Here is a 409-nt window from a genome sequence, read left to right as displayed (position 1 = left end):
ACTCAAGGGGATCGGGCCGGAATTCGCGGGGCTGCAGCCCCGGGATCCCGGGTTTCCAAAGGCCTTCAGGCCTTTGGCGGCGTCTCAGGGCAGAGCCCTGAGACCGTGACCAGGGCTCCGCCCTGAACCTGGAAAAGGCCTCGACCTTTCCAAACCAGGACTGGCGCCGCCCGCGCCCCCGTCGGCTGGCTCTCAGAACACGCGGGTCAAGTTGCCCTTCGCGTCCCGATCCTGCCCCCGGGCGCCGGTCTGGCCGGTATAGGCCAAGCCGAGCGTCGCGTTCGGCGCCGCCGCCAGGTCGAGCCCGACCTGCGCCACCAGCGCGTCCCGGTCGATCGGAACGCCCGCGCTCAGGAACGCCGGGCCCGTGCCGAAGGACAGCAGAGCCGCCGGCACCACGTCCCCGAAC

Annotated in this window: 1 protein-coding gene; it reads right to left on the bottom strand. The window is 71.4% G+C overall.

The features are described 5' to 3' along the window. Positions 1 to 192: 192 nt before the first annotated feature. The coding region (locus tag MKK75_RS28775; RefSeq protein ID WP_244045905.1) for a hypothetical protein at positions 193 to 409 on the bottom strand (217 nt) is incomplete at its 5' end.

The organism is Methylobacterium sp. J-030, assembly GCF_022829545.1.
Classification (GTDB): Bacteria; Pseudomonadota; Alphaproteobacteria; order Rhizobiales; family Beijerinckiaceae; genus Methylobacterium.
Note: the sequence above shows the minus strand (reverse complement) of the source record. Positions and strands in the feature narration are given on the sequence as shown.